Annotated in this window: 28 protein-coding genes; 24 read left to right on the forward strand and 4 right to left on the reverse strand. The window is 58.1% G+C overall.

The window, feature by feature from the left end:
• The first annotated feature begins 11 nt into the window (after positions 1–11).
• From STHERM_RS05160 to STHERM_RS05175, 4 genes are all read left to right on the forward strand, one after another.
• The gene (locus tag STHERM_RS05160; RefSeq protein ID WP_041623289.1) at positions 12–1,655 is read left to right on the forward strand and encodes a tetratricopeptide repeat protein; all 1,644 of its coding nucleotides are present in this window, start codon (positions 12–14) and stop codon (positions 1,653–1,655) included.
• Complete coding sequence (locus tag STHERM_RS05165; RefSeq protein WP_013313831.1) at positions 1,645–3,417, forward strand: S1C family serine protease; 1,773 nt, start codon at positions 1,645–1,647, stop codon at positions 3,415–3,417. The genes STHERM_RS05160 and STHERM_RS05165 overlap by 11 nt, the downstream gene beginning before the upstream one ends.
• Positions 3,418–3,505: 88 nt before the next feature.
• Positions 3,506–3,985: a hypothetical protein gene (locus tag STHERM_RS05170; RefSeq protein WP_013313832.1), complete on the forward strand. Its 480-nt coding sequence runs from the start codon at positions 3,506–3,508 to the stop codon at positions 3,983–3,985.
• Positions 3,986–4,024: 39 nt separating this feature from the next.
• Entirely contained in the window at positions 4,025–4,297 is a 273-nt protein-coding gene (locus STHERM_RS05175) for a DUF3276 family protein (RefSeq protein ID WP_013313833.1), read from the forward strand.
• Here STHERM_RS05175 and STHERM_RS11445 read toward each other — a convergent pair.
• Positions 4,233–4,814 carry a ribonuclease HII gene (locus STHERM_RS11445; RefSeq protein ID WP_013313834.1) on the reverse strand — a complete coding sequence of 194 codons (582 nt, stop codon included), beginning with the start codon at positions 4,812–4,814 and terminating at the stop codon, positions 4,233–4,235. The genes STHERM_RS05175 and STHERM_RS11445 overlap by 65 nt on opposite strands.
• A gap of 112 nt (positions 4,815–4,926) precedes the next feature.
• Between STHERM_RS11445 and STHERM_RS05180 the strand changes: the two genes are divergently transcribed.
• The 14 genes from STHERM_RS05180 to STHERM_RS05250 all read left to right on the forward strand — a co-directional run bounded on the left by STHERM_RS05180 (position 4,927) and on the right by STHERM_RS05250 (position 16,134).
• The gene (locus tag STHERM_RS05180) at positions 4,927–7,710 is read left to right on the forward strand and encodes a chromosome segregation SMC family protein (RefSeq protein ID WP_013313835.1); all 2,784 of its coding nucleotides are present in this window, start codon (positions 4,927–4,929) and stop codon (positions 7,708–7,710) included.
• A gap of 342 nt (positions 7,711–8,052) precedes the next feature.
• On the forward strand, positions 8,053–9,381 hold the full coding sequence (locus tag STHERM_RS11980) for a hypothetical protein (RefSeq protein WP_071650332.1): 1,329 nt from the start codon (positions 8,053–8,055) through the stop codon (positions 9,379–9,381).
• A gap of 69 nt (positions 9,382–9,450) precedes the next feature.
• Positions 9,451–10,782, forward strand: a complete 1,332-nt coding sequence (gene ffh, locus STHERM_RS05195; protein ID WP_013313838.1) for a signal recognition particle protein — start codon at positions 9,451–9,453, stop codon at positions 10,780–10,782.
• A gap of 18 nt (positions 10,783–10,800) precedes the next feature.
• Positions 10,801–11,052: a 30S ribosomal protein S16 gene (gene rpsP, locus STHERM_RS05200; protein WP_013313839.1), complete on the forward strand. Its 252-nt coding sequence runs from the start codon at positions 10,801–10,803 to the stop codon at positions 11,050–11,052.
• A gap of 10 nt (positions 11,053–11,062) precedes the next feature.
• Positions 11,063–11,296, forward strand: coding sequence for a KH domain-containing protein (locus tag STHERM_RS05205; RefSeq protein ID WP_013313840.1), 234 nt, complete (start codon positions 11,063–11,065; stop codon positions 11,294–11,296).
• Positions 11,297–11,300: 4 nt separating this feature from the next.
• Positions 11,301–11,816, forward strand: a complete 516-nt coding sequence (gene rimM / locus STHERM_RS05210) for a ribosome maturation factor RimM (RefSeq protein WP_013313841.1) — start codon at positions 11,301–11,303, stop codon at positions 11,814–11,816.
• Positions 11,813–12,559, forward strand: coding sequence for a tRNA (guanosine(37)-N1)-methyltransferase TrmD (gene trmD / locus STHERM_RS05215; RefSeq protein WP_041623291.1), 747 nt, complete (start codon positions 11,813–11,815; stop codon positions 12,557–12,559). Before rimM ends, trmD begins: the two co-directional genes overlap by 4 nt.
• On the forward strand, positions 12,537–12,893 hold the full coding sequence (rplS, locus tag STHERM_RS05220) for a 50S ribosomal protein L19 (protein ID WP_013313843.1): 357 nt from the start codon (positions 12,537–12,539) through the stop codon (positions 12,891–12,893). Before trmD ends, rplS begins: the two co-directional genes overlap by 23 nt.
• 87 nt (positions 12,894–12,980) lie before the next feature.
• A complete protein-coding gene (locus STHERM_RS05225; protein WP_237223377.1) occupies positions 12,981–13,808 on the forward strand; it encodes a hypothetical protein in 828 nt (275 codons plus the stop codon).
• Positions 13,805–14,119 carry an EscU/YscU/HrcU family type III secretion system export apparatus switch protein gene (locus STHERM_RS05230; RefSeq protein ID WP_013313845.1) on the forward strand — a complete coding sequence of 105 codons (315 nt, stop codon included), beginning with the start codon at positions 13,805–13,807 and terminating at the stop codon, positions 14,117–14,119. Before STHERM_RS05225 ends, STHERM_RS05230 begins: the two co-directional genes overlap by 4 nt.
• Positions 14,097–15,245, forward strand: a complete 1,149-nt coding sequence (locus STHERM_RS05235; RefSeq protein WP_013313846.1) for an HD domain-containing phosphohydrolase — start codon at positions 14,097–14,099, stop codon at positions 15,243–15,245. Before STHERM_RS05230 ends, STHERM_RS05235 begins: the two co-directional genes overlap by 23 nt.
• Positions 15,242–15,625: a YraN family protein gene (locus tag STHERM_RS05240; RefSeq protein ID WP_041623293.1), complete on the forward strand. Its 384-nt coding sequence runs from the start codon at positions 15,242–15,244 to the stop codon at positions 15,623–15,625. The genes STHERM_RS05235 and STHERM_RS05240 overlap by 4 nt, the downstream gene beginning before the upstream one ends.
• The gene (locus tag STHERM_RS05245; RefSeq protein WP_014624711.1) at positions 15,600–15,785 is read left to right on the forward strand and encodes a hypothetical protein; all 186 of its coding nucleotides are present in this window, start codon (positions 15,600–15,602) and stop codon (positions 15,783–15,785) included. Before STHERM_RS05240 ends, STHERM_RS05245 begins: the two co-directional genes overlap by 26 nt.
• Positions 15,745–16,134, forward strand: coding sequence for a hypothetical protein (locus STHERM_RS05250; protein WP_013313848.1), 390 nt, complete (start codon positions 15,745–15,747; stop codon positions 16,132–16,134). Before STHERM_RS05245 ends, STHERM_RS05250 begins: the two co-directional genes overlap by 41 nt.
• A 19-nt stretch (positions 16,135–16,153) precedes the next feature.
• On the opposite strand, the gene STHERM_RS05255 is transcribed toward STHERM_RS05250, so the two are convergent.
• Positions 16,154–16,819 (reverse strand): hypothetical protein, encoded by a 666-nt coding sequence (locus tag STHERM_RS05255; RefSeq protein ID WP_148223872.1) that lies wholly within the window; start codon positions 16,817–16,819, stop codon positions 16,154–16,156.
• A gap of 67 nt (positions 16,820–16,886) precedes the next feature.
• On the opposite strand from STHERM_RS05255, the gene coaD reads away from it, so the two are divergent.
• The 5 genes from coaD (at position 16,887) to rnc (ending at position 19,731) form a co-directional block, all read left to right on the forward strand.
• Positions 16,887–17,378, forward strand: coding sequence for a pantetheine-phosphate adenylyltransferase (gene coaD, locus STHERM_RS05260; RefSeq protein ID WP_041623736.1), 492 nt, complete (start codon positions 16,887–16,889; stop codon positions 17,376–17,378).
• Complete coding sequence (locus STHERM_RS05265) at positions 17,375–18,379, forward strand: calcium/sodium antiporter (RefSeq protein ID WP_013313851.1); 1,005 nt, start codon at positions 17,375–17,377, stop codon at positions 18,377–18,379. Before coaD ends, STHERM_RS05265 begins: the two co-directional genes overlap by 4 nt.
• Positions 18,380–18,507: 128 nt before the next feature.
• Positions 18,508–18,696 (forward strand): 50S ribosomal protein L32, encoded by a 189-nt coding sequence (gene rpmF / locus STHERM_RS05270; RefSeq protein ID WP_014624716.1) that lies wholly within the window; start codon positions 18,508–18,510, stop codon positions 18,694–18,696.
• A gap of 30 nt (positions 18,697–18,726) precedes the next feature.
• Entirely contained in the window at positions 18,727–18,969 is a 243-nt protein-coding gene (gene acpP, locus STHERM_RS05275; RefSeq protein WP_013313852.1) for an acyl carrier protein, read from the forward strand.
• Positions 18,970–18,975: 6 nt separating this feature from the next.
• On the forward strand, positions 18,976–19,731 hold the full coding sequence (gene rnc, locus STHERM_RS05280; protein ID WP_014624717.1) for a ribonuclease III: 756 nt from the start codon (positions 18,976–18,978) through the stop codon (positions 19,729–19,731).
• Between the two features lie 6 nt (positions 19,732–19,737).
• Here rnc and STHERM_RS05285 read toward each other — a convergent pair whose 3' ends face one another.
• Positions 19,738–21,123 carry a CCA tRNA nucleotidyltransferase gene (locus STHERM_RS05285; RefSeq protein ID WP_041623295.1) on the reverse strand — a complete coding sequence of 462 codons (1,386 nt, stop codon included), beginning with the start codon at positions 21,121–21,123 and terminating at the stop codon, positions 19,738–19,740.
• Positions 21,124–21,205: 82 nt separating this feature from the next.
• Positions 21,206–22,078 carry a flagellin gene (locus tag STHERM_RS05290; protein WP_013313855.1) on the reverse strand — a complete coding sequence of 291 codons (873 nt, stop codon included), beginning with the start codon at positions 22,076–22,078 and terminating at the stop codon, positions 21,206–21,208.
• A 146-nt stretch (positions 22,079–22,224) separates the two neighbouring features.
• Here STHERM_RS05290 and STHERM_RS05295 point away from each other — a divergent pair, with 146 nt between their 5' ends.
• Positions 22,225–22,875, forward strand: coding sequence for a thiamine diphosphokinase (locus tag STHERM_RS05295; RefSeq protein ID WP_041623737.1), 651 nt, complete (start codon positions 22,225–22,227; stop codon positions 22,873–22,875).
• The last annotated feature ends 5 nt before the right edge of the window (positions 22,876–22,880 follow it).

A 22,880-nucleotide genomic window follows, 5' to 3' on the forward strand; every position in this document is an offset into this window, starting at 1 on the left:
CGTGGACGGGGGTGAAATCCAGATCGTTGCTCCTCTTCCTGCTCTGGGGAGGGTTGTGTGGTTCCCTTTTCTCGGAGGAAGATCCCCTCTTTTCGAAGGTGGCGAAGATATATGCCCGGACCGCGGTCGATCTCTACGCTGAGGGACATCTGGAGAGTGCACTTCAGATCGCGTTGAGGGGCCTGGACTTCTCCCAGGATCTCCCCGATCTCTGGTTCGTCAAGGCAGCCGTTCTTTTCGACCGGGCGGGGAGGGGATGGGAGGTGCGGGATGCACTGGTGAAAGCCCTGAGTGCCCCTCTCGCGCCTGTATACGTGGAACCCCAACGGATAGAGACCCTCTATTTCAATGTGCTCTGGATGCAGAAGGAGTACCACCTGCTCGCTCGTCTTCTCCGGGATGAAGTCGCCTCCCGGGAGAGGGTGCCTTCCGAATGGTACAGGCTCCTGCTCATGGCCATGAAACGGACGGAGGACCCCGACCTGGAAGCATGGTTCACACGAGCGCTGCACCTGTACCCTTCGGAGGAATGGTTCATCATAGGTTCCGCACTCCTGGGTGTGGGATCCCCTTCGCGGATGGTCTTCTCTGAAGGTGGGGATATCGCTCACCTGGAGAGTCTCGTACGGTTGTTCTTTGAAGAGGAGCGTGTCGAGCTTCTTCGTCCTTTGGTCACGCGGTGGCGGAGGAACGGGGAGGCCTCCCCCCTCCTCTCGGCCTTCGAGCTGGCACGACAACGTCCTCGGGATCCTCTCCTGTGGCAAGGTTTCCTCCATGAAGGGGGCTATAGGCAGAGGGAACTCCTCCTGTCCTGCACTCGTGGGGCCTCCCTCACGGAAGAGGAACGTGTCTCCCTGCGTGCGTTTATAGAGGGGAGTCCCTGGTATTTCTGGGATACCAACATGGACGGCATGCCGGAATATTCGATTCAGATGGAGAGGGGCAGTCCTGTTCGGCTCTCGTACGACGAGAATCAGGACGGTGCGCCGGAGCTGGAAGTGGTCTATCTCAATGGGAATCCCTCCTTCCTCACCGTATATCCGGTGAGGGAGCGTTTCTTTTCCGTGGAGTTCGCTCCGTACCCGTACATCTCACGATGCTCCTGGAACACCGACACCGGGAAGTACATCCTCTCCCTCTCCAGCCTCTCTCGGGAGTTGCCGATCAGGGGAGTGCCTCACGGCGGTGCCGACTGGTATCTCGCCGATTGGGGTGGGAACCGTCCTTCCTTCTCCTTTTCCCTCGATGATCTCTGGCGCCATGCCGTCTCGTTTGAAGAAATCAGGAGCTCCGATGAGCTGCCCTGGCGGAAGTTTACCTTGGAGGGCCGGAAGATACTCAAACAAGAACTTCGCCTCTATGGGGAAGAAGGATGGGATGTCCGCATATGGTATCGAGGGGGAGTTCCGTTCAAGGGCGAGCGCGATCCCGATGGGGATGGGATCTTCGAGGTCGAAGACCTCTTCGACGGTGAAGGGAATCTCGTGCAGAGCTCGGTGTCGGAAGAGAATCTCGAATATCGCTACGAAGAGGCGGAATATCGCTGGTTCGTGGAGGATGGGGTCTCCATCCAGACTCTCCGGACGCCCTCACTGTTGGGTGACTCGTTCGATTTCATCAGCATGTGTGAGGAGCTGTATGATCATGGGAAATGAACATCTCAAGGGGATCTTCCTGGGAATTTCTCTCTCGGTTTTCGTGTTTTCGTCCTGCGTCACCGAATCCGGAAGGGTGCAGGAGCCCATTCCCCCTGTGGAAGAGGTGACGATTTCCATGCTCGAATCCCTCCTCGATGACGGAAAACCGGAGCGTGTGCTTACGCTTCTCTCCCTCATGGAGGCAGGAGGAGGCGCCGCCCTTTCGGAAGATGATCGTGTTCATTTGAGGGAGCGGGCCCTCCAGATGATGAAGGCGGGATTTTCGGAGGCCATCGAGGAAAAAGAGTTCGGGAAAGCCCGCGAGTTCTTCGTGAGTCTCACGACGCTTGGGGTCGAACTGCCCGAGTGGAGCAGAGGACGCCTTTTCTTCGAGGAGGCGGAAGTCCTGCGGGAGGAGCATCGCTGGGTTCCCGCCCTGATGATGCTCTATCGAGCGGTGGAGGAGGGATACTCCCCTCCTCGTGAGGCCCTTGAACCATATATCTCACAGGCGAAAAAGTGGAAGTACTCCTATTGGCTTTCAAAGGTTTCGCCCGATGGGGGTGAGAGCCATTCCCCATCCTCCGATCTTCTGCCCCGATATGTAGGAGGGGTGGTGACCATCTGGGTGGACAGGGGAATCTCCATCCGCCAAGGGGTTGGAGTGCCCGACCGGGCCATAGGAAGCGGTTTTTTCATCGATGACCGGGGCCACCTGCTCACCAACTATCATGTGATCCACTCGGAGGTCGATCCCTCCTACGAGGGCTATTCGAGGGTCTTCGTCCGTCTCCCTTCACGACCGGAGGAGAAGATACCCGCAAAGGTTCTCGCGTATGATACCGTCTTCGATCTCGCCCTTCTCAAGACGGAGGTCGACGTCCCTGTGGTGCTTCCTCTTTCCTTGAGAGAAGGGTTCTCCCCGGGAGAGAAGCTCTTTGCAGTGGGTTCTCCCGGAGGTCTTCAGAGCACCCTCACCTCGGGGATCATCTCGGCCCTCCACCGGCCCTTCCTCGAACTGGGGGACGTCCTTCAGGTGGATGTGCCTGTGAATCCCGGAAATAGCGGAGGTCCGCTCCTGGACGAGAGAGGGGAGGTGGTAGGGGTGATATTCGCCGGGGTGGAGGATTTCGAGGGTATCAACTTCGCCATTCCGGGGTACTGGTTTCCTCTCATCATCCCTCGCCTGTATGGGGGAGGGAGGGTGATGTACCCGTGGCTGGGACTCTCACTGTACGAAGGGGAGAGTGGGATCGAGGTCGTGGAGGTGATCCCCGGTGGACCCCTCGATGGATTCCCCCTCGGCCCGGGCGACGTCGTCACATCGATAGATGCACGGGAGGTACACACGCTCAGGGATGCCCAGCGAGTGCTTCTCGACCTCAGTCCGGGGACGCTTGTCTCTCTCGACTACCTGCATGACGGGCAACCGAGACGCATCATCACGGCACTTGGGGAACGGCCGGAGAAAGTGGCGGAATGGATCCTCAACCGGGCCCCGCGTCCCGTGGTGTTTTCGGTCCTTTTTGGAATGAGAGTGGAAAAGGTAGGTGGAGGCCTGCCGTGGGAGGAGAATTACAGGGTTGTTCGGGTATACCCGGGGAGCATCGCAGATGAGGCGAGTATCTCCGTGAACGATCCCTTTACGCTCAAGAAGTGGGTGGTGAATCGAGAGGACGAATATCTGGCCGTTCAACTCTATATAAAGAAGCGCACATCCGGATTCCTCGATGCCTATCTTCAGCTCGCGGCCTCCTTCTCTCTCTCCAATATATTGTAGTTCCCACAGGGGCTTCCGGAGGCTGGATTTTTCCTGGAGGAAGGAGTAGGATGAGAAGAGGAGCACATAACGCTTCCCAGGGGGAGGGATGATCGAGGCTCCACGAAGGAAACGGCTCAGGACCCTCGTTGGAACGTTTCATGCCCTTACCGAGTTTGCCCCTTCGACGACGAGCATGGATGCGGTGCTCGTCAGGATCCAGGAGATCATCAGAGAGCTCTTTCGATGCTTCCTCGAGTGTGGGTGTGCGGAAGTCGCAGATGTCCTTCTGTTCGTCGATGCGTGTCTCCTCCACACCCGCAGGACCGGTTGCATGTCGGATGTACTCGTCTACAGTCTCGTCCATCTCTCCGACTATCTCGGTCACGCCCTCGACTCGTCGACACCCGGCGAATGTTTCTTGGAAGGAGAGACGATCAAGAAGGAGTTCTCTTTTTCTGTCAATGGAGATACAGTGAAAAGCCGATGGAAACACAGCGAAGGGCGCCCGTCGGGGAAGGGTGTCGATCCCTCATCTGGAATTTACTGCTCGAGGAGAAATATCTACTTGCACGATGAGAGATTTTGAGGTATAACCTCATCAATGATACGTAGAGAAGGAGTGAGTATGGGGACAAGAGGAGAACTCTTTTCATCAAAGGTATTCGCAGGCAAGAGGACCTACTTCTTCAATGTGAAAGAGAACCGGTATGGAGAACTCTTCCTCGCAATCGTGGAGAGCAGAAAGGATGAGCTGGGGGAAGGGTTTGAGAGGGATCAGGTGGTGGTCTACAGGGAAGATCTCTACCGTTTCCTCAACGGCCTAAGGGAAGCGCTCAAGGAGATCGAGCGGCTCGAACAAGAAAGGTCCGACGATGAATTGGGCAGCTTCCGATTGTGAGAATCCGTTCCCTGTGAAGCCGGGTGGGGTAACCTTTGTGCTGTGAAAAGGTGTATTCCGGCAAAAACCTATGATAGATCTTCATCCATTCGTCCCGGAACACTTTGGCCACGATCGACGCGGCCATGACCTCAGGTACGAACGAGTCTGCTTTTACTACCGCCCGTGCATGCGTGATGGACGGGGGGGCGTGCCTCCCGTCTATCACTACTTCGGTGGGAACGAGGGACGGCGATAGCTTCTGTATCAACATTTCGTAGGCCCGTTCCATCGCCTTGAGCGTGGCGTTGTGGATGTTGAAACGATCGACTTCGTGCGGCCACGCCCATCCCACCCCGACGGCTGCCGCCGCTTCCAGTATGAGAGGAAAGAGACGCTCCCTCTCTTCAGGGGAGAGTTTTTTTGAGTCCTTGAGCCCGGGCAGGGAGGTTCCAGGCGTGAGAACCACCGCTGCAGCCACCACCGGGCCGGCGAGAGGGCCTCTGCCTACCTCGTCGATGCCGCATACCGTATCCATGGGGTGAGTCCCATCTTACCAGGGGTTCCTATCCCCTTGCAAGGCTTTCCCTTTACAGCCCACCTTTCTCCTGCTATGATTCCCCATCATTACTATCTGATCAGGACGGTGCATGATACTCAAGGCGGTTGAGCTTTTCGGTTTCAAATCCTTCGGCGAGAAGACGAGAATAGAGTTCCGGGAAGGAGTGACGGCCATCGTTGGCCCAAATGGTTGTGGGAAGAGTAATATCGTGGATGCGATCAAATGGGTGTTGGGCGAACAGAGCACCAAGACCCTTCGTACCTCTTCCATGGAGGAGGTCATCTTCAATGGAACCGAGGACAGAAAACCTCTCAATGTGGCGGAAGTGACGCTCATCCTGAGCAACAACGAGGGGCATCTTCCTCTCGACTTCGATGAGATCGCCATAAGGAGGAGGGTGTATCGCTCGGGGGAGAGCGAGTATGCGATCAACAATGCTCCTGTGCGTCTCAGGGACGTGAAGGAGCTCTTTTTCGATACGGGGATAGGTAAATCCGCGTATTCCATCATGGAGCAGGGGAAGATCGACCAGATCCTCTCCTCACGTCCAGAGGATCGAAGACAGATATTCGAAGAGGCCGCGGGGATCACCAGATACCGCCAGCGGGAAGTCGAAGCGAACCAAAAACTCCTCCGGACGGAAGAGAACATGGTTCATGTGGAATCCGTACTTCGTGAAGTGGAAAAGAGATATCATGCCCTCAAGGCGCAGGCCGAAAAGGTGGAACGGTATCGTGCACTCTCGGAGGAGATCTTCCAAATCGAGATAAAACAGTCTCTTCTCAAGTATCGGCGCATAGAGAAGGCCCTCGTGCGTCACCGGGAGAGGCTCCGGGAGCGACAGGAGGAGAGAAGCAGGCTGAAAGAGCAGATACATCGCTTGAACGATTCGGTGGAGGACAGCCTTGATACCATGGGCTCGTTGGAACACGATCTCGCACGTTATCAAAGGGAACTCTATGGACTCGAGGTGAAGCGGCACAGCCTTTCCTCCCAGATGACCCTCCTCTCTGAACAGATCAGTGAGATCGAAGGAAAGATCTCCACCGACCGGGTGAGGGAGCAACACCTTCGTGATCGTCTCCTCCGTATCGAATCGAGTATTGTGGAGAAAGAGAAGGAATACGAACGCATTCTCGAGGAGCGGCGACATATCCAGAGCCAGATACAGGAATGGGAAGAGAGCATCGCCGTTTCCGAGCGTCAGATCATCGCCTTCGAGCAGGAAATCGCTGATTCTGAAGGCATGATCGCCGAGCTGGAACGGGAACGAGAACACCTCCATGGGGAGCTCGCGAATCTCACGGAAGAGATTGTGAAGGAGCTCGATGAAGGGTTGAAGAGGAGCAATTTCTCCGCAAAGGAACGAGTCACACTCTCGCACGCGCTCCGTGAGTCCCTCGATCACCTCCTTGCCAGGATCCGTCATAGACGGGAGATCCTGCAGGACTTCAAGCGGCTCGGGAATCCCGACCCCCCCTTTGAGGAATGGCTGGAGGAGATGGCCCGGACGGTGGAGCAGGCGAGAGACCTCTATGCCGCGTATCTGGCCACGGAACCTTCATTTCTCGAAGCCTTCACCGCTCCCGAGGGGATCATCACCAAGAAACGGGCTATTGATAATTTACTTGAAGATGTAACAAAAAAAATACAGTCTTCTCGGGAAAGGATAGCTGAGCTCCAGACCCGCATCCGTGAGGTCCGTACCAGAAACGAACAGCGGCGGAAATCCCTCGAGGATCTGCGATTGACGAGTACCAGGATCGCGACTCAGGCGGAAGCCCTCCGTGAGACCGTGAATGCCCTCCTGAGGGACAAGGAGGAGACGCTCTCCTTGATCAACCAGATCCAGAAGGAGGTGGATCTTTCGAACCGACGACTCGATACCGTGAAGGCTTCCCTCCATGCCCTCGAACGGGAGCAGAAGGCCCTCCTCCAGGAGGAGGCTTCCTGTAGAGAAAAGATCGTCGAGATAGAGCGTAACATCAAGGAGAAGAATTTCGCTATCTCTTCTCATGAAAATGAAATAAAACAAAAGATGGGGGAGCTTTCCCGGCTCCAGGAGGATGTGGAACGGCTCCAGGTGGAAGTCGCGCGGTATGAAGAGGAGATCAAGGCACTGGAAACGTATTTCAAAGACCAGCACGGGAGGACTCTGAGGGAATTCCTTCAGATGGAAGTGCAGGAGAATCCAGGGGATCTCGCCCGAGTGTTGGCGGAGAAGAGAGAGGAACGGAGGCGACTGGGTAACGTGAACTTCATGGCTGCGGAGGAATTCAAGGACGTGAAGGACCGCTATGAATTCCTCGTGTCCCAACTCAGCGATCTGAACAAGGCAAAGGAAAACCTCACCACTGTGCTCCAGGAGATCCGCAGGGAATCGAGGGAACTCTTTCTCGCCACGTATGAGAAGATCAAGGTGAACTTTCATCAGGTGTTCCGACGTCTGTTCGGTGGCGGGAGGGCAGAGCTCAAACTGCTTGATCCCTCCGATCCTCTCGAGTCGGGTATCGAAATCTTCGCACAGCCTCCCGGTAAAAAGCTCGAGCACATCGGGTTGCTTTCAGGGGGGGAACGATCGCTCACCGCGGTGGCGTTATTGTTCGCCATCTATATGGTGAAACCATCTCCCTTCTGTATCCTGGATGAGATAGATGCCCCTCTTGATGAGAACAATATCGGAAGGTTCGTGGAGCTCCTCAGGGAGTTCAGCGAGCGTTCCCAGTTCATCGTGATCACCCACAACAAGAAGACCATCACAGGAGCCGACAACCTTCTCGGGGTCACCATGGAAGAGTCCGGGATCTCCAAGATAGTGACCATACGACTTCTGGGGAAGGAAGAGCCCTCATATGCGGAGGATATCGTTTAAAAGTCTCCCTCTCCACGTACTACTCTCACTCCTTGCCGGTGGACTCTTGGGTATAGGTATCGCAGTGTGGGTCTGGAGCGGTATTCCCTCAGGTCCAGACGAGGCACCGGAGTCTCCTTCCTCCGTCTCTTCTTCTCCCATCGCTTCATTCTATAGCGTTGATGATCTCCTGATACCCGATCTCTTCCGGAGGATCACTGAGTTCCGGCTTTTCCCCCTTCGGAATGCAGCGGACGCCTGGACATCCGATGAATTGGAAGAGTGGTGGACGATGGTCGAAGGAAGCGAGGATTATCGGGCACGTGTCCGTCGTGAAATTCGTACGATTCTGGAGCATATCCCATGATGCTGAATCGGTGCTGGAGGACGATCGTCGCCGCTTTCTCCCTCTGCCTGGCCCCTCTCCCAGGTCTTCAGCTCGCCTTCGATCTCCCCTTTGATCTGCTGGCCGATCCGTCGGATGAACCGGAGCAGGGCTGGATGAAGCTCGAAGAACTCCTCCTTCTCGACCCCCTCCCGGATCTCATGGAGGGGGAGGAGAGGAGTGCAGAGCGGATGGCGTCTTCTCCGGAGACCGGTCCTTCTCCGACTCCCATGATCGCTCCCTCCCCGAGCCCTTCGCCAGTCCCCACACCCACACCCACACCCACACCCACACCCACACCCACACCCACACCCACACCCACACCCACACCCACTCCCACTCCCACTCCCACTCCCACTCCCACTCCCACTCCCACTCCCACTCCCACTCCCACTCCCACTCCCACTCCCACTCCCACTCCCACTCCCACTCCCACTCCCACTCCCACCGCCCCCCTCCTCCCCACCACCCTCCAGCCCGACGAAACCGACCACCAGACCATCCCCTACCAGGAGATCATCCCTGTCGTGCTCGAAGGCTCGGGCTGGATATTCGCCGGCGCCCGTGAAGGCGGCACCGTGACCCTCGAGGATCGCCTCTCCACCGGAAGCACCACCATCTTCCAGTTCGCCCTCCCGGCCCCCGGCACCTACACCCTCTTCTTCCAGCAACAGAACCCCTACGACGGCACCATGCGCATCAAAGAACTCATCCTCGAGGTCACCCCACCTTCCACCACCCGCGGCCTCACCACCCCCCGCGCGTCCCCCGGCCCCACCCCCGTCTCCACCCCTGTCCCCCTCTCCACCCCGGCCTCCGCGCTTTCTTCCCCCACCCTCAGGGAGGCCCTCGACCTCATCGACCAAGGCGCCTACGACCAGGCCCTCGGCGTCCTTCAGACCCTCCTCTCCGCCTCTCCCGACGACACCCTCCCCATACGCGCCCAGCTCTTCCGCCTCGGGACCCTCACCCGCACCCCCGACCTCATCGCCCGCCACGTCGAAGCCGCCTCCCTCCTTTCCCCCGCCGTCCTCCTCGACGCCCTCACCATCCTCCTCGACACCCACACCTATCCCCCCATCCCCTCCATCCTCGAGACCCTCCTCCAGGCCCCCCTCACCCCGGCCCAGCACGAAGACCTCCTCTACTACCGCGCCCGCTACTACGAGGAAGCCCCTCCCCACCGGATCGAAGACGCCTATGACCTCTATCGTCGCATCCTCGAGACCTATCCCCTTACCCAGAGGAGAAAAGAGATACTCTCCCGCATGCGCTATCTCGAACGACATTATCTCTATGTGAGATAAACAGTTTGCTTGACTTTTCCCCGGGATTTCGTTATACATAGAGCTTGTCTTTGGCAGAAGGGGAGATCCATGTTTGATCGCATAAGCGCAACCTTTCAGGACATCGTCCGTACCATCACCGGCAAGGCCACCATCAGCCCGAAGAACATCGAGGAAGCGGTGGAACAGATAAAGTACGCCCTCCTCGAAGCCGACGTCCACGTCCGCGTCGTACGACGATTCGTCAACCAGACCATCCAGGAAGCCACCGGAGAACGCGTCCTCAAGTCCGTCACCCCGGGCCAGCAGTTCGTGAAGATCCTCTACGACAAGCTCGTCTCCTTCCTCGGTGACGAACGACAGGATCTCGCACTCAAAGGCCCCGACACCCTGAGCATCATCCTCCTCGCAGGCCTCCAAGGATCGGGAAAGACCACCACGGCGGCGAAACTCGCGCTCCATCTCAAGAAGAAGGGGAGGCGGCCCCTCCTGGTGGCAGCCGACCTCGCCAGGCCGGCCGCCATAGACCAGCTCGAGACCCTGGGCGCCACCATCGACGTACCCGTCTATACCGACCGGTCCCTGAAGGACCCGCGCACGCTCGTGAAGCGCGCCCTCTCGCACGCGAAGCGGCAGGCCGTCGACACCCTCATCGTGGACACCGCGGGTCGTCATCAGGTCGACCGGGAGCTCATGGATGAGCTCTCCCGCCTCGTCCGTGACCTCTCCCCCGACGAGACCCTCCTCGTGGCCGACGCCATGACCGGACAGACGGCCGTGGACGTGGCCAAGGCCTTCAACGAGGCCGTGGGCATCACCGGTGTGGTGCTCACCAAGTTCGACTCCGACACCAGGGGCGGCGCCGCCCTCTCCATACGAACCATCACCGGCGCGCCCATCAAGTTCATAGGCGTCGGCGAGAAGGTCGACGACCTCGAACCCTTCTATCCCGACCGCATCGCCTCCCGTATCCTGGGCATGGGCGACGTGGTCACCCTCGTGGAGAAGGCTCGGGAACTCACCGAGGCGGAGGAGGCCGAAAAGCTCCAGGAGAAGATCAAGAAGGCCACCTTCACGCTCGAGGACTATCTTGAACAATTCCAGAAAATCAAGAAAATGGGGAGTCTACAGAAGCTCGCCGAACTCGTCCCCGGGATGCAGGCAGCCCTCGGGGGACAGGAGATCGACGAGAAGGCCGTACGGAGGGAGGAAGCCATCATCCTGTCCATGACGCCTGCGGAACGACGCAACCCCAAGATCATAGGCCCCTCCCGTAAGAAGCGTATTGCCCGAGGGAGCGGCACCTCGGTCTACGAGGTCAACCGCCTCTTGAAAAATTTTGAAAAAACGCGTCTTATGATGAAGAAGATGCTGAAACAGAAAGGAATGCAGCAGTCCATGCCAACGTCGTGGATGAACTAGCACAGGAGGAGGATAGAGGTGGTCAAGATCAGACTCAAGCGATTCGGTACCAAGAAGCGGCCGTACTACCGGATTGTGGTCGCCGAATCTCGGAACCCGCGCGATGGACGGGTACTCGATGAGGTGGGACTCTATCACCCCATCGAAAAGGACCCGGAGAAACAGATCGTGGTGAAAGAAGAGCAGGTCCGGGAGTGGCTGAAGAGGGGTGCGCAGCCGAGCGAAACGGTGAAGCGCCTTCTCAACAAAAAGAACATCACCGTGAAATGAGAGGTGGATAATGGAAAAGGAACTCGTCGCCTACATCGCGAAGGCCCTGGTCGATAATCCGGACAGCGTCGAGGTGAACCTCATCGAAGGCGAGAAGTCCACCATCCTCGAACTCAGGGTGGATCCCAACGACGTGGGGAAGGTGATCGGCAAACACGGCCGCATCGCCAAGGCGATCCGTACCATACTGGGCGCGGCTGCCACCAAGACGGGCAAGCGGGTGATCCTCGAGATCCTCGACTGAGTCGATGAAGGATCGGCTTGCCATAGGGTACATCCGGTCCGCCCATGGCACCAACGGTGCCCTCAGAGTACACAGCTTTTCGGGGGAGAGTGAGCACTTCAGAAAGCTGGAGCGGCTCACTCTCCGTTATCGCGGTATCGAACGCGAGTACGAGGTGGAAGGCGTCTTCGGCACACATCCCACCCTTCTCGTGAAGCTCAAAGGGGTGGATACACGGGAAGCCGCCCAGCGTCTCCAGGGCTGGGAGATCTGGGTGCCTCGTGAGAATGCCGCTCCCTGCAGGGAAGGGGAGTACTACATCGCCGATCTCGAAGGGTGTGAGGTGTACAGCAGGGGAGAGGAGGGCTCGGTGTTCCATGGGACGATCGTCGCCGTGATCGAAGCGCCGCACACCTTTCTTCTCGAGGTCGCCCTCTCAGGCGGGGGGCGGGCCATGATCCCCTTTCAGGATCACTTCGTCGGTGAAGTCGACATCCTGAGGCGAAGAATCGAGCTCAAGACCCCATGGATCCTCGAATGAACATCGTGGTACTCACCCTCTTTCCGGAGCTGGTGGAGCCCTATTTCACCACCTCCATTCCCGCCAAGGCGGTGGAACGAGGACTCATCTCCTATACCATCGTGAACTTCCGGGATTTCGCCCACGATCGTCATCGGACATGCGACGATGCACCTTACGGCGGGGGGGCGGGAATGGTGATCAAGCCCGAACCTCTCGCCGAGGCCCTCGACAGCGTGAACGCCCTTTCACACACCGTGGTGTATCCCAGTGCCGCGGGATACCGGTTCACCCAGCAGGTCGCTCGGGACCTCTCCCGCGAGGAGACCCTCATCTTCATCTGCGGCCGGTACGAAGGGGTGGACCAACGGGTGCTCGACTTCTATCGAGCGCGGGAGTACTCCATCGGCGACTACGTGCTCTCCAGCGGGGAACTCGCCGCGCTCGTGATGATCGACGCCGTCATCCGCCTCCGGGAAGGGGTCATCACCCGGGAATCGCTGGAGGAGGAGAGCTATGCCTCCGGCCTCCTGGAGTATCCGCATTACACGAGACCCGTGGAGTTCCGGGGGATGTCCGTTCCAGACGTGCTTCTCTCGGGACATCACGAGGAGATCCGCAGGTGGAGGCTCAGGAAAAGCCTCGAGAGGACTCTGGACAGGCGTCCCGATTTACTGCATAATAAAGCGCTCACAGAAGAGGAAAAAGGCATTCTCAAGATCATCTTAGAGGAGAGAGGAGATGAACGAGCTACAGGCGATTGAAGCGAGGCAGATGGTGGACGATCGGGACAACTTCAACGTGGGGGATACGGTACGTGTCCACTTCCGCATCGACGAGGGCCAGAATGAACGGATTCAGGTCTTCGAAGGTATCGTCATCGCGAAAAAGCACGGCGGCCTCAGGGAGACGTTCATCGTGCGTAAGATTTCCTATGGGGTGGGAGTGGAGCGCATCCTTCCCCTCCATTCGCCCCGCATTCAGAAGATCGAAGTGGTGAGGAGAGGAAAGGTCCGACGTGCGAAGCTCTACTTCCTGCGCGATCGCATCGGAAAGCGCGCCACCCGGGTGAAAGAGAAACTTCCCTCGAAGAAGTAGACGATGTTCGTCTGGGACGTCCAACGACAGCATCCACTTGCGAGGGTAGAGGGGATACGACAGGGTTCGGTCGTATCCCTTTTTGTTTTGAGAAAGGCTGGATCCGGGCTCTGGGAAGCCCGTGTGGGAGAACACCGCTACGTGGTGAAGAGCAGCCTCCCCCTCGAAGAGGGGGCCCGCTACACCGCGAGAGTCGAACGACGCCACGGGGTGATCTACCTCAGGATCCTCTCCCGCCCCTTTCGGGACCCGTTTTCTCCTCTCTCCCGGTTCCTGCTTACGAAGTACGCATACCTCATCCCCCCCCGTTTCCTTCGGTTCCTTGAGGCAAAGGCGAACGAAGGCGCCTTGGGTGCCCGCGAACTCGGCCTCATCGTGAGGGCGCTCCTCAAAGGCCTCGCACCCGAACCCGAGCTCCTCGAACGACTCCTCTCCGAACTTTCCCTCCCTTTCCCGGCTCCAAGAGAGATGGACGTCCCCTCTGTCTACTTTCCCTCACTCGGGGCTCACGAGGAACAGAGAGAGGGGGTGCTGCCCTTCTTCAACTCCCTCCAAGGCCCCGATCACACGGCCTGGATCGTCCCGTTCCGCTTTTTCCTCGCACAGGACCGCTCGATCGAGGGGTGTCTCTCCTATGAGAGACGGGAGGCGGCTTCCCCCATTGAGCGTTATACGCTTCACCTGAAGGGAAACGCCGAATACGTCTTCATTCTCTGGAGGGCTCCCTCCCGGAGGATCGATGTCTTCCTCTCACCGGAAGTCTTCGAGCCCCATGGAGACCTCATCGCCGGCCTGAAGCGCCGGCTCGAGGGACAGGGGTTTCCCTGTCACGTCAACCCTCTCCCCAGGGACGCCTTCGACGGCTTCGAGATCCATGTTCCCGGCAGGGGGATGCAGGTGGATCTCTCGGTATGAGACAGGAGAAGGATCAGGACAGGAGGCGGAGCGCGTCCGCCGCCGTCGCCATGAAGTACACTCCCGAGCTCCCGGCTCCTTTCGTGATCGCGAAGGGAAGAGGGAAGACCGCCGATCTCATACTGGATCTTGCCCGGGAGCATCGCATCCCGGTGGTGGAGCATCGTATCGCGCGCGAAGGCTACGACCTCTTCCTCCCCGGCACATATGTTCCGGAGGATCTCTATGAAGTGGTAGCGACGATCTTCGCGTTTGTATATAGTATAGAAAAACGGAGTGTACGAAGAGATGAAAGTGATAGCGATCCATGACTTGAAACCGGGAATACGCTTCACCTCGGCGGTCTATCTCGACAAGGAGAAAAAGAGCCTCTTCCTTCCCGCCGACGTGCCCCTCAAGGGAAAGGACCTCCAGAAACTCATCAAATGGAACATAGAGGAGGTCTACTCCGAAGGGGAAGCCATCGATCCCGACAACACGAGGGATCTCATGCTCTTTCTCTCCTCGTTCCACACCCCGCATCAGAAGGAGCTCTACGAGCGGTTGAAGGGGGTCATAGGAGAGACAAAGGAGGTCTTCGACCGTATAGCGGAGATGTCATCGGTCCAGCGAGACCACATCGACCGTATCGTGGATGGTCTCGTTTCCATCGTGGAGCGGTTTGGACAGGAGGTGCTCCACTTCGTACTCTACAGCGGTGTCGATGTCTATGACCTGCCGGCGAACGGGGTGTGCATCGCCCTCCTCTCCCTCCTCCTCGCGGAGACGCTCCAGGTGCCTCGGCATCGGCGTCTCTCTCTCGGAACCGGCGCGCTTCTCCACGATGTGGGCATGTTGCGCATCCCCGAACACATCCTCCACAAGGACGCTCCCCTCACGGACACCGAACTCCATCTCATGAGGACGCATCCGGTGCACGCCTACCGCATCATCCACAACGAGTTGGGCTATCCTGAGGAAGTGGCCCTCGTGGCCCTCCAGCACCACGAGCGCTGGGACGGCCGTGGGTATCCGAAGAGTCTGGTAGGGGACGAGATCTCCCCCTTCGCGAGGATCGTTTCGGTCGCCGATGCCTTCCAGGCCATGGTGAGCGACAGACCCTATCGGAGCCCTCTCACCGGGTACACGGCCATGCGATCGATTCTCAGCGAGAACGGAAAGCGCTTCGACCCGGAGATCCTGAAGGCCTTCATCCGTACGGTAGGGATCTACCCCTTGGGGAGTCTGGTGGTCCTCAATAACGGAGCGGTGGGGGTAGTGGTGGAGACCAACCCCCGGGCACCTCTCAGACCGCGACTCCGCCTCCTCGTGTCGGCGGAGGGCCGCGAACTTGGAGGGAGGGACGAGGCATCGTGTGATCTCGAGAAGAACCGTTCCCTCTTCATCGTGAAGGCCGTGGAGCCCCAGGAGATCAAGTCACGGCTCGTGTCGCGATGAACCGACGGGCCCAAGGCGCGCGTGGGGAGGAACAGGCAGTCTCCTATCTCCTTGCCGAAGGCTACCGGATTCTGGAAAGAAATTTTACAGGATCGGCGGGAGAGGTCGATATTATAGCTGTAAGGGGACGAACGCTCGTCTTCGTCGAAGTGAAATCCTGGAAGGGGTTCGGGATGTCCGATCTTGAATACGCACTCTCCTCCAGGAAGAAGGAACGCATCGTGCGTACCGCTCGTGAGTTCCTCCTGCGTGGAGGATTCGATGAGGAGAGGTTCGACATCCGATTCGATGTAGTCTTCATAGGACGCTCGGGAGAGGTCCGTCATATACCAGCAGCGTTTGACGGGACAGAAGATGGTACGGATTGCTCGGGAGATTGATCCACGCAGGATAGAGGATCTCAAGAAGAAGATCCAGGATGAGCACTATCTGGAGGAGGCTATTGACCGAATCGCCACGATCATTACCATAGAGCTCATCCAGAGAGGAAAGGCGGTCCATGAGCAGGAAGAGACGGAGAAGAGGCAACCGCAGGCCTGACGGCAGTGGGAATCGTTCCCGGACATCACCCCCTCAGGAGAAGACGCCCCAGCGCGCGTTACCTGTCTTCACGTGCTCCCATTGCGGTGATGCCATCGCCGACGTGCTCCAGGCCATCGCCCACCCCGATACGGGAGACCCCATCCATTTCGAATGCGCCGTATCGCTCATAAAGGAGAGGGAACAGCTTCGGGAGGGGGAGGAAATCTGCTACCTCGGAGGAGGGAGCTTCGGGATCGTATTACGCAAGAGTCCACCGAGTCCCGTACGGTTCTTCGTGAGAAAGCGCATCGAGTTCGAACCTCAGGAGAGGAAGGACTGGCGCAAACAGCTCCACCTCTCACCCTGAGCCGTGATCCCCACCGTTGTCACTCTTCCCATCCGTAGAGGATACCCTCGAGGAGGGCGTACACCCTCTCGGTCGTGCCTCGAGGAAACGGTCCTTCGAGGGAGAGGATGAGGGGCGAGAGAAAGGATTCGTCCTGGAAGAGGAGAGGGGTCCTTCGGGCGTGTACCTCTGCACACCTCAGGACGAGGGAGAAGAGTGAGAGATCGGGTTCGACCACACCATAGTATTCGATCAGGTTCCCCAGTACCGAGATCCCTTGCGGAGTGAGTGGCGAATCCTCGTCTGCAATCAGGGGCAGGAGATAACGGGGGAGCACGGAGCGCCTTTCTCCTTCTTCGGAGAGTATACGAAGGATGACAGGAGTCCGCTCATGAGGGTCGATCCTGGAGAGCAGGTTCGTCACCTTCTGGAGAGTCAGGTGATCCCTTCTTCCCTCACCTCGCGTGAGGACCCCTTCGAGCAGGTAGAGGATCTCTTGCGTGTTCAAGTGGGGTGAGGTTTCCTCCATCTCCTTCTCGAGGCTGGAGAGGAGATGAGAGGTGAGTATGGGATCCCCAGAACGCATCTCCTGTTCGAAGAGCAGGAAATCCGGCTTCCTGCGGGTCTCGAGTATCCAGTCGGGCTCGGTCTGAGCCGTCAGCGTGGAGACGAACAGACACCAGAGCAGGAGACCTTCCCGTTTCATCCCTACTGTACACTCTACACCATTTTTCTCGGTTGTCAAACGGATGAGGGGTGGATATACTCGCCCTATGCCCAAAGTGATATATCCCGGTTCGTTTGATCCTCCCACGTACGGGCATCTCAATATCATCGAGCGAGCGGCCCGTATCTTCGAGTCCGTGGAAGTGGTGATCTCGGTGAATCCGCGGAAGAAGTCTACTTTCTCACCTGACGAACGGAAGGCCCTTCTCGACGACCTCGTGCGCGGCATGGGCAACGTGAGCATAGTGGTGTGGGATGGGCTGGTGGTGGACTATGCCAAGGCCACGGGTGCACAGGTGATCATACGAGGGGTCCGTGCCCTCGGTGATTTCGCACATGAGTTCGAACTCGCCATGCTCAACAAAGGGCTCGATCCCGAAGTCGAGACCATATTCATACCCACCGACCCACAATACTTCGTCCTTCGATCGTCCGCCATCAAGGAGATCGTCTCGTTTGGAGGGGATATCTCCTCCCTGGTTCCCTCCTCCGTGGAAAGAGCACTCCGCGAGAGATTGGGGGAGGAGGGGAGGCGATGACCTTCCACCTCCTGTTCGCCCTCCTCGGAGTGGTGGGAGGGGTGTGGGCCCTCTATTACGGGGGGAACGAATTCGTACGGGGCGCCTCGCTCCTCGCGACCCGTCTGAGGGTCTCGCCTCTCGCGGTGGGGCTCACCGTGGTGGCGATGGGCACCTCTGCTCCCGAGTTCTTCGTGAGTTTTCTCGCAGCCCTCCAGGGACATCCCAGTATCGCCGTGGGAAACGTGGTGGGGAGCAATGTGGCGAACGTCCTGCTCATCCTCGGGGTGGCTTCCCTCCTGGCTCCCGTCATGAAGGAGGCACAGCTCTTCACCTTCGATTTCCCGTGGCTCTTCTTTTCGTACTTGCTCGTCTTCATTGGGGTGATCGTGTATTACCCCTCGTCTTATGGCGCCTTTGCACGGTGGGCGGGTGGGCTCCTCCTCCTCTCCCTTGCGGCCTACCTCACCTTGCTCTACAGGAAGAGCAAGAAGGAGCAGCGACTCCAGGAGGAGCTTCTCAAGGCCGAAGGTCTCGTGGAAGACGGGCACGAGAGAACCGTCTCCCTTTCCCGCATCGTCGTCCGCCTCTTCCTCGGCCTTTCCTTCCTTCTCCTCGGTTCCGAAGCCCTCATCCGTGGAAGCACATGGCTCGCCCGGGAGGTGCTGCATGTCTCGGAACGTTTCATCTCCCTCACGGTGATCGCGATAGGCACGAGTCTTCCCGAGCTCGTCACCTCGATCGTGGCAAGTACGAAGGACGAGAACGAGATCTCGCTCGGGAACATCGTGGGGAGCAATATCTTCAATGTGATGGGCGTGCTCGGGGTGAGTGCCGTGCTGTCGCCCCTGCATGTCTCCATCCCGGAGTTCTGGTACGACTATGGAATGATGTGTCTCTCCTCGGCTCTCCTCGTGGTTCTCCTCAAGCGGAGGGGGCGTGTGGGGAGACCAGCGGGGGCAGGGTTTCTCCTGCTCTATACGGGATACATCGTCCTGCTCTATTTCACCCGGTTCCAGTAGTATTCGGCTCTCAGCCGATTTCTAACTCACTTTTAGTGAAGAGGATATGAGAAAATCACGAGAGGGTTGACTTTTTTTCATTCTTACGATAGTGTTGAAGCATTCGAGTACAGGAGATAGGAGCACAGATGGCGGTACCAAAGTATAAGACTTCCAAAGCCCGTTCGAGGCGGCGTCGGTCGATCAACATGAAGCTCTCGCCCGTGGGGCTGAGCGTGTGTCCCAACTGTGGGAGCAAGGTGCGGCCGCACAGGGTGTGTCCGAAGTGCGGACACTACAAGGATCAGCAGGTCCTAGAGCCAGAGGAGATGGCCTGATCAATCCTAAAGGAGAAGGGAGATCGCATCATGGACGAACTCTTTGAAAAGATGAAGAAACTTATCGCCGAAAAGCTCGAGATCGAGGAAGACAAGATCACCCTGGATTCCTCTTTCCGTCAGGATCTTGGGGCGGATAGCCTCGATACGTACGAGCTCGTATATGCCATCGAAGAGGAACTGGGGATCACCATCCCTGATGAAAAGGCCAATGAGTTTGAGACGGTGCGCGATGCGCTTGAATTCATAAAGGCAGAATTGGAGAAGAAATAAGCACCTGTGTGGTTTCTTAAGACATCTGGAAGAAATGAACGGGCTGATTCTCCCCTTTCTGACGACCGGAAGAAAGAGCTTCGACTCTTCGAAAAACAGGTAGGGATCAGGTTCAGAAGCCTCGAGCTTCTGAACCTGGCATTTTCCCATCGTTCCTATGCAAACGAGCGTGTTTCGATGGGGGACAACGAGCGCCTCGAATTCCTTGGCGACGCGGTGCTCGGACTGGCGGTCGCCGATTACCTGTACAGGACGTTTCCCGAGAAACAGGAAGGGGAACTCGCCCGCATAAAGTCGTTCGTGGTGAGCGAGGACACCCTCTACGAGATCGCCCGAAGGATAAAGGTGGACAACTTCATCCTCATCAGCAAGGGTGAAGAGTATGCCGGGGGGAGGACGAAGAAGGCCCTCCTCGCCGACGCGATGGAGGCAATCATAGGGGCGTATTTCCTCGATGCAGGGTTCGAGGCGGCGAGGGACTTCGTCCTCCGGCTGGTGGTGCCGGAGATCGAGAAAGTCGTCGAGAACCGCCACAAGAAAGACTACAAGACCCTCCTTCAGGAATACGTGCAGAAGAATTTCAAGACCTATCCTCGCTACAGGGTGGTGGAGAAACTCGGCCCTGAACACAACCGTACCTTCAGGATCGAGGTGCAGATCCGTGACAAGAAGTACGGTCCTGGAGAGGGGAAGAACAAAAAGGAAGCCGAGCAGAGTGCCGCCTCCATCGCCTACAGAGCCATCGTCGGTGACGAGGATTGAATCCGTTCAGACGTGTTGTTTCCCCCTCTGGGTATAGAAATTCCGTGCGAGCTCTGTGAGGCGCGCGCGGGTGTTCTGAGAGGGGTCTTCGAGTACCGCATCCAGGAGAAATCTGAGGGTTTTCCCCATCCAGGGACCGGGAGGGATACCGGCGTCTTCCTTGAGGATGTGTCCGTCCACCGCAAGGTCCTTTATGCTGAGGGGGGTGTTCTCGGCAAGGAGGCGCTCCGCCCTTGCTTTGAGTCCCGCAAGATCGTGGGAAGGAGCCGTCTCCCCCGTCATCCCTATCCGGTCCGCGATCCTGAGCTTGATGAGTCGTTCCAGATACTCCGGACCTGTACGGTGGAGGAAACGGCGTACTGCTGCGTCCGTCCAGTCGGGTGTGTAGTCGAACATGTGGTGTCTGATCAGGTGGCTCACATCCTGGATGACGGCGTTGGGGAACTTCAGCCTCTTCAGTATGTGTTGAGCAAGATGAGACGATACGTGTTCGTGACGATGGAAGTGGATGCCACCGAGATCGTCCTCACTGAGGGTCTCGGGCTTCCCGATGTCGTGAAGGAGCCCCGCCCACCTGAGTGGCGGATCGGAGGGGGGGAGGGCGTCACAGGTGTGAAGGAGATGATCGAGGACGTCGAACCTGTGGGGGGGGGATTGAGGAACACCTCTGCACTTCTTGAGCTCCGGGACTACGATGGAGAGTATCCCGGTCTCTTCCATCCGGAGGAATCCCTGGGAGGGCCGGACTGCTTCCATGATCTTGGAGAGTTCGTCCCGTATCCGCTCCCAGGAGATGCGTCTCAGGTACTCCGCATGCCTTCCTATGGCTGCATAGGTCTCCTGCTCTATCGAAAATGAGAGTTGGGTGGCGAAGCGTATGGCCCTGAGAATCCTCAGCGCATCCTCCTCGAACCTCTCCTCAGGGTTCCCGATGGCCTTTATGAGTCTCCTCTTGATATCGCTGTACCCATCGAATGGGTCGAAGAACTCCCCGGTGAGAGGATCGAGTGCCATGGCGTTGATGGTGAAATCCCTCCGTGAGAGATCCTCCTCGAGGGACGTGGTGAACCGCACTTCGTCGGGATGCCGGCCGTCTGAATAGGATGTTTCCACCCGGAAGGTGGTGATCTCGTAACAGTGATCCCTGAACACGATCGTGACGGTGCCGTGTTGGATCCCCGTGGGGATGACCCTCCTGAAGAGTTTCATCACCTCTCGAGGGGGGGCATCCGTGGCAAGATCGTAGTCATCGGGAGGGGTGCCCAAGGCCATGTTCCTGAGGGCGCCTCCGACGATATAGCAGGAGAATCCGTGTCTCCTCAGTGTCCTGCAAACAAGCAGGAGCGTTCCAGGGAAACGGGGAAGAGGAAACGGTGCTCTGCGCGCTTCCATGGAGCCAAGTATAAGGATGGGGGGAGTTCTGTCAATAAAAAGGCCCCGATCTCCGGGGCCTTTCGATAGAGGTGTGGCGGGGCTATCTGAGCAGCTCGAGTACCGACTGAGGTTTCTGGTTGGCCTGGGCGAGCATGGCGGTAGAGGTCTGAATCAGGATCTGCTTCTTCACGTATTCCACCATCTCTGCAGCCATATCCGCGTCCCTGATCCTCGACTCTGCGGCCTGGAGGTTCTCGGCGCCTATGGAGAGGCTCTTTCGGGCGTACTCCAGCCTGTTCTGATACGCGCCGAGATCGGCCCTCTGCTTGTTCACCTTGAGGAGGGCCTTGTCGATGAGACCGATGGCCCTGTTGGCATCCTCCGGGGTGCCGAGGGTGAAGAAACTGGCGGTATGGGGGAGTCCGTTGGTGCTCTGGATACCGAGGCCCTGCGCAGTCATGGTCCCGATATAGACTCGCTCGCGCTGATCCATGTTGGCTCCGATGTGGAACCACATGCTGGCGGTGACCACGTTCTCCCCGGTCTCCCGCGCGAACCTTCCGGTGAGGAGGTTCATGCCGTTGAACTGGGCGTGGGATGCGATCCTGTTGATCTCGTCCACCAGCTGGGAGACTTCGACCTGGATCTGCATCCTGTCCTCGTCCGAGTAGATGCCGTTGGCGGCCTGAACTGCCAGTTCCCTCAGCCGCTGGAGGATGTCCTGGATATCCTGGAGATATCCCTCGGCGGTCTGGATGAACGAGATACCGTCGGCGGCGTTTCTCTCGGCCTGCCTGAGTCCCCGGATCTGGGAACGCATCTTCTCGGAGACGGCAAGGCCTGATGCATCGTCAGAGGCCCTGTTGATACGGAGACCGGACGAGAGCTTTTCCATGCTCTTGTCCATGTCGATCCCGTTGAACTTGTTCTGACGATGAGCGAAGAGGGCACTGATGTTGTGATTGATAATCATGTGCTATCCTCCGTGATAGATTGTGGGAACCTCCCTGTTCCCCGGTCTCGACGAGACCTCTCTTCAATTGTCGGATGTCCCTGCAGGCGCTTTATCATTTTTCCCGTAGTTGACAGATGCCTCTGGTTTTTCGTTACATAGAACCCATGGACGTGGGGATCGTCTGTACGGGAGGGCTCGGACCGGAAAAGGAGCTCGTCGCATCTCTCCTGTCGCGGACGGAGGATCCGGATCGGATCTTCGTGGTGGCCGCCGACTCCGGTCTCCTCCTGTGCAGAGAGTATGGGCTGACCCCCCACCTCTTCGTGGGAGACCTCGATTCCCTCCCGGACAGAAGCGTGCTCCACGCCTTTCCTCGTACCGAGGTGAGGATATTCCCCAGGGACAAGGACTATACCGATACGGAACTCGCGATAGAGGCTCTCAGGGAGAGAGGGGTGCATCGCTGGTTTCTCCTTGGAGGGGGAGGGGGACGTGCCGATCAGTTCCTCGGCATTGTCTCCCTGTGCATGCGCGACTTTCATCCTGAGGTGTGGCTCACCCACCGCGAGGAGATCCGGGTGCTCCGGGAAGGATGCAGGTACAGGATCGACGTGCAGAGGGGTGACGTCATTTCCCTCTTTCCTCTCTCCTGCGGGAGGTGCCGTGCCGTCACGAGAGGATTGCGGTGGCCGCTGGACTCCCTCGAGTGGCGGCCGGGGGATATGGGTATCAGCAACGAGGCGGTGGATGATGTCGTGGAGGTCATAGTGATGGAGGGACGGTACCTCTGGGTGAGGAACCTCGCCCCCGTGTGAAGGAA

Source organism: Spirochaeta thermophila DSM 6192, from assembly GCF_000147075.1.
GTDB lineage: Bacteria > Spirochaetota > Spirochaetia > Winmispirales > Winmispiraceae > Winmispira > Winmispira thermophila_A.